7 protein-coding genes are annotated in these 8,348 nt (G+C 72.1%); 6 read left to right on the forward strand and 1 reads right to left on the reverse strand.

Annotation, left to right across the window (positions count from 1 at the left end):
• Window positions 1-79: 79 nt before the first annotated feature.
• Complete coding sequence (locus ACWGR4_RS35125) at window positions 80-1,375, forward strand: hypothetical protein (protein ID WP_452133787.1); 1,296 nt, start codon at window positions 80-82, stop codon at window positions 1,373-1,375.
• Between the two features lie 98 nt (window positions 1,376-1,473).
• Here the strand turns inward: ACWGR4_RS35125 and ACWGR4_RS35130 are convergent, their stop codons facing one another.
• Window positions 1,474-3,633, reverse strand: a complete 2,160-nt coding sequence (locus ACWGR4_RS35130; protein ID WP_452133786.1) for an elongation factor G-like protein EF-G2 — start codon at window positions 3,631-3,633, stop codon at window positions 1,474-1,476.
• A gap of 237 nt (window positions 3,634-3,870) precedes the next feature.
• Between ACWGR4_RS35130 and pgsA the strand changes: the two genes are divergently transcribed.
• The 5 genes from pgsA to pdxS all read left to right on the forward strand — a co-directional run bounded on the left by pgsA (window position 3,871) and on the right by pdxS (window position 8,223).
• On the forward strand, window positions 3,871-4,575 hold the full coding sequence (gene pgsA / locus ACWGR4_RS35135; RefSeq protein WP_380010304.1) for a phosphatidylinositol phosphate synthase: 705 nt from the start codon (window positions 3,871-3,873) through the stop codon (window positions 4,573-4,575).
• Window positions 4,572-5,498, forward strand: coding sequence for a phosphatidylinositol mannoside acyltransferase (locus ACWGR4_RS35140; protein ID WP_452133785.1), 927 nt, complete (start codon window positions 4,572-4,574; stop codon window positions 5,496-5,498). Before pgsA ends, ACWGR4_RS35140 begins: the two co-directional genes overlap by 4 nt.
• Window positions 5,495-6,616 (forward strand): glycosyltransferase family 4 protein, encoded by a 1,122-nt coding sequence (locus ACWGR4_RS35145; protein WP_380010298.1) that lies wholly within the window; start codon window positions 5,495-5,497, stop codon window positions 6,614-6,616. The genes ACWGR4_RS35140 and ACWGR4_RS35145 overlap by 4 nt, the downstream gene beginning before the upstream one ends.
• A gap of 38 nt (window positions 6,617-6,654) precedes the next feature.
• Window positions 6,655-7,191, forward strand: a complete 537-nt coding sequence (locus tag ACWGR4_RS35150; protein WP_380010413.1) for a LemA family protein — start codon at window positions 6,655-6,657, stop codon at window positions 7,189-7,191.
• 87 nt (window positions 7,192-7,278) lie between these two features.
• Window positions 7,279-8,223 (forward strand): pyridoxal 5'-phosphate synthase lyase subunit PdxS, encoded by a 945-nt coding sequence (pdxS, locus tag ACWGR4_RS35155; protein WP_078974445.1) that lies wholly within the window; start codon window positions 7,279-7,281, stop codon window positions 8,221-8,223.
• Window positions 8,224-8,348 lie beyond the last annotated feature (125 nt).

Here is an 8,348-nt window from a genome sequence, read left to right on the forward strand (position 1 = left end):
GATGCCTAGACTGGGCCGAACGAGTAACGGCCCGGTTGCCACGAAGGCGACGGGGGGCCCGGGGGCGGAGACGGCGAACGTGGCGAACAGGGGGCCCCGACTCGGGCGTTCGCTCGGCAGGGCCCGCTCCCTCGGCATCGCCGTGATCGGCGTACTGCTCGCCGCCGGCATCGTCGTCTTCGTCGGCGGCGCGGCCCCACCCCCGCCCACCACCCGGCCGCTGCTCCTCGGCGGCGTCATATCCGGCCCCGAGGGCCCGATCGCGCTGCCCACCGACGCGCCGCCCGCCGCGCCCACCGAGGCCGAGCGCGCCTGGCTCGCCCGGGGCACCGTCCCCGGGGCGACGCCGCGCGACCGCGAGATGGCCGAGCGCGCGCTGCTCGACATGCGCGTCCTGACCCAGCCGGACGGGTCGGTCGCCGCCGCCTGGTACGGCATCTGGAGGTACGTCTGGCCGCGCGACGCCGCGTGGGTCGCGGCGGCCTACACCGCCACCGGGCACGGCCGCGAAGCGCTCGACGTACTGCGCAAGCTGGCCACGCTGCAACGCCCCGACGGCACCTGGGAGGCGCGCTATCGGCTGGACGGCGGCCCCGTCGGGGACAAGCGCGCCGCCCAATTGGACGGCAACGGCTGGGTGCCGTGGGCGGTCTGGTTCTGGTACGTCCACCAGGACCCGAAGGCCCCCGAGACGACCGCCGCGCTCGCCGAGCTGTGGCCCATGGTGCGCGCGGCCGGCGACGCGGTGACCGGGCGGCTGCGGCCGAACGGGCTGCCGCCACGCGGCCCGGACTACTGGGAGACCCGAACCGACCAGGTCACCCTGGGCACCGCCGCGCCGCTGTCGGCCGGGTTGCGGGCAGCCGTCGACCTGGCCCGCCGGACCGACCCGGTCGCGGCCGAACGTTGGGCCGCACCCTCACAACGGCTCGACCGCGCGATCCGGGACACCTTCGGCCGGCACGACTACCCGCGCACGGCCTCGGCCAAGGGCGGCGCGGACACGGCGGTGACGTGGCTGGGCCCGCCGTTCGCGCCGGCCGACGCCGGGGTCGCGAGCGCGGTTCGCGGCGCCGCCGAACGGCTGACGCTGCCCAACGGGGGCATCCTGCCGGGTGAGCACTGGGCCGGCGACCCGACGGCGGCGTGGACCCCGGAGACCGCGTCGTTCGCGCTGTTCAGCGCGGCGAGCGGGGACCGGGCCGGTGCGCGGCTGCGGCTCGACTGGCTGGCCGACCACCGCACCGCGGCCGGCTCCCTTCCCGAGAAGGTCTCCGCCGACGGCAAACCCGCCTCGGTGGCCCCCCTGGCCTGGACGTCGGCCGGCGTACTGCTGACCCTGACCGCCCTGGACCGCCCGCTGCCGATCCCCTGACAGGAGCGGCGGGGCGGCAAGCAGCGGGGCGCCAAGGCGGCGCGGCGACCCGACCGGCCGGCCCGTCGTACCGGCCGGTCGTGCCGCGCGGTCGAGCGTCAGGACTCCGCGTCCTCCGTGACCTTCGCGGCCAACTGCGGCGGCATCGGGTCGTGGCGGCAGTAGGTGCGGGCGAACTGGCCCGTGCCGTGGCTGATCGAGCGCAGGTCGATCGCGTAGCGGCTGATCTCGATCTCCGGGACCTCGGCCCGGATCTGGGTGCGGCCCGAGCCGATGGGCTCGGTGCCCACGACGCGGCCGCGGCGCGAGCTGAGATCGCTGAGCACGCCGCCCACGTACTCGTCGGAGACGGTGACCCGCACCTCGGAGACCGGCTCGAGCAGGTGGATCCGGGTGCTCGCGGCGGCCTCGCGCAGCGCGAGCGCGCCCGCCATCTGGAAGGCCATGTCGGAGGAGTCGACCGAGTGCGCCTTGCCGTCGGTCAGCGTCACCCGCAGGTCCACCATCGGATAGCCGGCCGCGACGCCCTTGTCCATCTGCGCGCGCACGCCCTTCTCCACCGACGGGATGAAGTTGCGCGGCACCGAGCCACCGAAGACCTTGTCCACGAACTCGAACCCGCTCCCGCCCGGCAGCGGCTCCACGTCGATCTCGCAGATCGCGAACTGCCCGTGTCCGCCGGACTGTTTCACGTGTCGACCGCGCCCGCTCGCCTTCTCCGCGAACGTCTCGCGCAGCGACACCCGGTGCGCCACCGCGTCCACCGCGACCCCGTAGCGGCTGCGCAGCCGGTCGAGCAGCACCTCGACGTGCGCCTCGCCCATGCACCACAGGACCAGCTGGTGGGTGTCGGTGTTGTGCTCCAGGCGCAGCGTCGGATCCTCCGCGACCAGGCGGGCCAGCGACTGGGAGAGCTTGTCCTCGTCGGCCTTGCTGTGCGCGCGGATGGCGACCGGCAGCAGCGGGTCGGGCATCATCCACGGCTCCATCAGCAGCGGATCGTCCTTGTCCGAGATGGTGTCGCCGGTCTCGGCCCGGGTCAGCTTGGCGATCGCGACGATGTCGCCGGCGATGCCCCGGTTCAGCGAGCGCTGCTGCTTGCCCAGCGGGACGGACATGGCGCCGATGCGCTCGTCCAGGTCGTGGTCCTCGTGGCCGCGATCGGCCATCCCGTGTCCGGACACGTGCACCGTCATGTCCGGGCGCAGCGTGCCGGAGAAGACCCGGACCAGCGAGATGCGGCCCACGTACGGGTCGGAGGTGGTCTTGATCACCTCGGCCGCCAGCGGGCCCTCCGGGTCGCAGGTCAGCGGGTCACGCGGCTTGCCGTCGGGCGTGGTGACCGGCAGGACCTCGTGCTCGGGCGGCGCGGGACAGGCCCGGACGATGCCCTCCAAAAGCTCGATGGTGCCCAGCCCGTCCGGCGCGACCGCGAGCACCGGGTAGAACGAGCCGCGGGCGACCGCCGTCTCCAGGTCGCCGATCAGCGTGTCCACGTCGATCCGCTCGCCGGAGAGGTAGCGGTCCATCAGGGACTCGTCCTCGCTCTCCGCGATGATGCCCTCGATCAACCGGTTGCGGGCGTCCTCGATCAGCGGCAGGTGTTCGGGATCGGGGTCCAGGCTCTGCCGGGTGCCGGAGGAGTAGTCGTAGACGCGCTGGGTGAGCAGGCCCATCAGACCGGCCACACTCTCGTCCTCGCCGTGCAGCGGCAGGTAGAGCGGCAGCACGGTGTCCGAGTCGGGGTCGCCGAACACGCGCTGGCAGATCAGCACCATCTCGTCGAAGTCGGCGCGGGCCTGGTCGAGCTTGGTGATCACGATCGCGCGCGGCATGCCGATCGAGGCGCACTCGTCCCAGATCATCCGGGTCGAGCCGTCCACGCCGTCGGCGGCCGAGACCACGAACAGCGCCGCGTCCGCGGCACGCAGACCGGCGCGCAGGTCGCCGACGAAGTCCGCGTAGCCCGGGGTGTCGAGCAGGTTGATCTTGACGCCCTCGTATTCGACGGGGCACAGCGACAACGCCACCGACCGGTGCTGGCGGTGTTCGATGTCCTCGTAGTCCGAGACGGTCGTCCCGTCCTCGACGCGACCGGCCCGGGGAATCGTCCCGGTCGCCACGAGCAGGGACTCCACCAATGTCGTCTTGCCGGCGCCCGTGTGGCCCACCAACACCACGTTGCGTACCGCGTTCGGGCTCGCGGGTGCGGTTACCCTGCCGACGGTTCCGGCGCTAGCTCCGGATTTATCCGCCATGTGCCACCTCCTGGTTGTCCATCTGGGTGCGGTCGTCGCAGACGTCCCGGACGCGCAGGTGCAAAGTCGGTCGTCGGTACGCCAACGTCCGCAAATCGATTCCTGAACGGCAGCATTGCCCCGACGCCGGACCGAGTACAAGTGTCCTCGCCGTACGCGCCCTTCTCCAACGCGGCACGCCCGGGCGCGGCACGCCCGGACGACGGGGGGCTCGGGACGTGCGACCGCGTCAGTACGATGGGCGCACCAGGCGGGTCGAGTCCCTCGGATCCCCCGCCGCCCCGGCAATCCTTCGGGAAGGCGATGCTCAACAAATACGCTCGTGCCTTCTTCACGCGTGTGCTCACCCCGTTCGCGAGTTTCCTGCTGCGCCACAACGTGAGTCCGGACACGGTGACGCTGATCGGCACCCTCGGGGTGGTCGTCGCGGCGCTGGTGTTCTTCCCGATCGGCTGGTTCCTCACCGGCACGCTCGTCATCACCGCGTTCATCTTCTCCGACCTGGTCGACGGCAACATGGCGCGCCAGTTGGGGCGCTCGACCAAGTGGGGGGCGTTCCTCGACTCCACGCTCGACCGGGTCGCGGACGCCGCGATCTTCGGCGCGCTGGCGATCTGGTTCGCGGGCGACGGCGACAACCTGCGGATGTCGATCCTGGCCATCGTCTGCCTCGGCTCCGGCCAGGTGGTGTCGTACTGCAAGGCCCGCGCCGAGAGCCTGGGGCTGGCGTGCGACGTGTCCGGGTTGATCGAGCGGGCCGAACGGCTGGTCATCTCGCTGGTGGCGACCGGTCTCGACGGGCTCGGTGTGCCGTACATCCAGGAGGCGGCGCTCTGGTTCATCGCCGTGGGCAGCGTGATCACCGTCTTCCAGCGGATGATCGCGGTGCATCGCTCGGCGTCCGCGATCGACAACGCACTGCCCGGAGGTGACAAGGCATGACCGAGTTCGGGCAGCGACTGGCCGACACCGGGTACGCCCTGGGCTGGTCCGTGGTCAAGCGGCTGCCCGAACCGGTCGCCACCGCGCTCTTTCGGCAGATTGCCGACGTCGCGTGGCGCAGGCGCGGCGGCGGGGTGCGGCAACTCGAGGCCAACCTGCGCCGCGTGCTCGGGCCCGACGCCACACCCGAGCGCATTCGCGAGGTCTCGCGCGAGGGCATGCGGTCCTACCTGCGCTACTACCAGGAGGCGTTCCGCCTTCCGGTGTGGGACCAGGAGATGGTGCTGTCCCGCATGGAGTGCGACGTCACGCTGCTGGACGAGTGCAGCGCGCGCGGCAAGGGCGTCATCTTCGCCCTCCCGCACATGGGCAACTGGGACCACGCCGGCGCCTGGATCACGCTCAAGGGCTATCCGTTCACCACCGTCGCCGAGCGGCTGCGGCCGGAGTCGCTCTACCGGCGCTTCGTCGCCTATCGCGAGTCGCTGGGCATGGAGGTGCTGCCGCTGACCGGCGGCGATGGCAACACGTTCGGCACGCTGGCGCGGCGGCTGCGCGAGGGCCGGTTGTTGTGCCTGCTGTCCGACCGCGACCTGACCGCCGCCGGGGTGCCGGTGACGTTCTTCGGCGAGGCGACCCGGATGGCGGCGGGGCCCGCCGCGCTGGCCGTCCAGACCGGCGCGGCGCTGATCCCGGTCACCCTCCCGTGGGACGGCAAGGTCATCCGCGGCACGCTGCACCCGGAGATCGAGGTGCCGGCCGAGGGCACCCGCCGGGAGAAGATCGCGGTGATGACGCAGCAGGTCGCCGACGCCTACGCGCGGGCGATCGCGCGCGACCCGCAGGACTGGCACATGCTCCAGCCGCTGTGGATCGCCGACCTGGACCGACGCCGGCTCGCCCGGATCGAGGGGGCCAAGTGAGGATCGGCGTCGTCTGCCCCTACTCGTGGGACGTGCCGGGCGGTGTCCAGTACCACGTGCGGGACCTGGCGGCGAACCTGATCGCCCGCGGCCACGAAGTCTCGGTCCTGGCGCCGGCCGACGACGAGACCCCGCTACCGGACTACGTGGTGCCGGCCGGGCGGGCCGTGCCGGTGCGCTACAACGGCTCGGTGGCCCGGCTCAACTTCGGCTTCCTGTCCGCCGCGCGGGTGCGGCGGTGGATCCACGACGGGCACTTCGACGTGCTGCACATCCACGAACCGGCCACCCCCAGCCTGTCGTTGCTCGCGTGCTGGGCGGCGTCCGGGCCGGTGGTGGCCACGTTCCACACCTCCAACGCCCGCTCGCGCGCGATGATCGCGGCCTACCCGATCCTGCAACCCGCGCTGGAGAAGATCAGCGCGCGGATCGCGGTCAGCGAGTACGCGCGCCGCACGCTGGTCGAACACCTGGGCGGCGACGCGGTGGTGATCCCGAACGGGGTCGATGTCGGCTTCTTCGCCGACGCGCCCGTCGAGCCCGCGTGGCAGGGCACGCCCGAGGCGCCCACCATCGGCTTCATCGGGCGAATCGACGAGTCGCGCAAGGGACTTCCCACCCTGATCGAGGCGTTCCCGAGGATCGTCGAGGCGTTTCCCGGCGTGCGACTGCTGGTCGCCGGACGCGGTGACGCGGAGGAGGCGGTGGAGGATCTCCCGGAGGCGCTGCGCGGGCAGGTCACGTTCCTCGGCATGGTCAGCGACCTGGACAAGGCACGGCTGTTGCGCAGCGTCGATGTGTACGTGGCGCCGAACACCGGCGGCGAGAGCTTCGGGATCATCCTGGTCGAGGCGATGTCGGCGGCGGCGCCGGTGCTGGCGAGCGACCTGGACGCGTTTCGCCAGGTGCTGGACGGCGGGCGGGCGGGGGAGTTGTTCGCGGTGGAGGACGCCGAGGCGCTCGCCGCCGCCGCCGTGGGCCTGTTGCGGGACCCGGCGCGGCGGGACGAGTTGCGCGAGATCGGGCGCAAGCACGTGCGGCGCTACGACTGGGAGACCGTCGGCACGGACATCCTGGGCGTCTACGAAACCGTCACCGCCGGAGCACCCGCCGCATAGCGAACGCCCCCGGCGGCGCGTACTAGGGTCGCCGGGTGATGACTGTCATCTGGATCTTGATCGCCGTGCTCGCGGTCGGGGTGTACCTGAGCTGGACCGCCGGGCGGCTCGATCGGCTGCATGCGCGCGTGGACTCCAGTCGGGCGGCCCTGGACGCGCAGTTGTTGCGGCGCTCGGCCGTGGCGCAGGAGATCGCCACCTCGGGGCTTTTGGATCCGGCGTCCTCGCTCGTGCTGGCCGGCGCCGCGCACGAGGCGCGCAACGCCGCCGAGGAGGAGCGTGAGGTCGCGGAGAGCGATCTGACCCGGGCGCTGCGGTTCCTGTTCGAGGACCCGGCCCAGGCGGACGACCTCCGGGCCCGACCCGGCGGCGAGGAACTGGTCGCGGAACTGCAGACCGCGGTGCGCCGCGTGCCGATGGCGCGGCGATTCCACAACGACGCGGTGCGCGGCGCGCGGGCGGTGCGCCGGCACCGATTGGTGCGCTACCTGCGGCTGGCCGGCCACGCCCCGTACCCCGTCACCTTCGAGATGGACGACGAGGAACCCCGCACGTTGCAGCCCGGTGGGTCCTGACAGGAGCCACGTGCAGGCCACCGTGGACAGATTGGCCCGGGTAATTCGCCGGGGTGGCATGACATTAGGATCCACATCACCCGTACGATGGAGCCAACCGTCGTCGATCGCATCTGTGTGAGGTCATCCGTGTCCACCACCCCCGCAACCCCCCAGACCGGCACCGACCTGGTCAAGCGCGGCATGGCCGAGCAGCTCAAGGGCGGCGTGATCATGGACGTCGTCAACGCCGAGCAGGCGAAGATCGCCGAGGACGCGGGCGCGGTCGCCGTCATGGCGCTCGAGCGCGTGCCGGCCGACATCCGCAAGGACGGCGGCGTCGCGCGCATGTCCGACCCCGACATGATCGACGGCATCATCGGCGCCGTGTCCATCCCCGTGATGGCCAAGGCCCGCATCGGCCACTTCGCCGAGGCCCAGGTGCTCCAGTCGCTCGGCGTGGACTACATCGACGAGTCCGAGGTGCTCACCCCGGCCGACGAGTCGAACCACATCAACAAGTGGCGCTTCACCACCCCCTTCGTGTGTGGCGCGACCAACCTCGGCGAGGCGCTGCGCCGGATCACCGAGGGCGCGGCGATGATCCGCTCCAAGGGCGAGGCCGGCACCGGCAACGTGGTCGAGGCCACCCGCCACATGCGCACCATCCTCAAGGACATCAAGGCGCTCTCGGTCCTCGACGAGGACGAGCTGTTCGTCGCCGCGAAGAACCTCCAGGCGCCGTACGCGCTGGTCAAGGAGGTCGCCGAGGCCGGCAAGCTGCCGGTGGTGCTGTTCACCGCGGGCGGCATCGCCACCCCCGCCGACGCGTCGATGATGATGCAGCTCGGCGCCGAGGGCGTGTTCGTCGGCTCCGGCATCTTCAAGTCGGGCGACCCGGCCAAGCGCGCCAAGGCGATCGTGGACGCGACCCTGCACTTCGACGACCCGGACGTGATCGCCAAGGTCTCGCGCGGTCTGGGCGAGGCGATGGTCGGCATCAACATCGACACCCTCCCCGCCGAGCAGCGCTACGCCGGCCGCGGCTGGTAGTCCCGCGGCACTTCGCACATGCCGTGGGCCGGGGCCCAAAGCGACCCCCGGGGGGGCGCCCCGGCGGTCCCACGAACGCGCGGGGTGTGAGGGTAGCCCCCCCCCCACAGAAGGGTGCAAGCCCC

This window comes from Embleya sp. NPDC055664 (assembly GCF_053618075.1).

Coding starts and splice junctions, on each gene's coding strand:
- pdxS (WP_078974445.1), top strand. CDS start 7,279: ATGGAGCCAACCGTCGTCGATCGCATCTGTGTGAGGTCATCCGTGTCC.
- ACWGR4_RS35150 (WP_380010413.1), top strand. CDS start 6,655: ATGACTGTCATCTGGATCTTGATCGCCGTGCTCGCGGTCGGGGTGTAC.
- pgsA (WP_380010304.1), top strand. CDS start 3,871: ATGGGCGCACCAGGCGGGTCGAGTCCCTCGGATCCCCCGCCGCCCCGG.
- ACWGR4_RS35130 (WP_452133786.1), bottom strand. CDS start 3,633: ATGGCGGATAAATCCGGAGCTAGCGCCGGAACCGTCGGCAGGGTAACC.
- ACWGR4_RS35140 (WP_452133785.1), top strand. CDS start 4,572: ATGACCGAGTTCGGGCAGCGACTGGCCGACACCGGGTACGCCCTGGGC.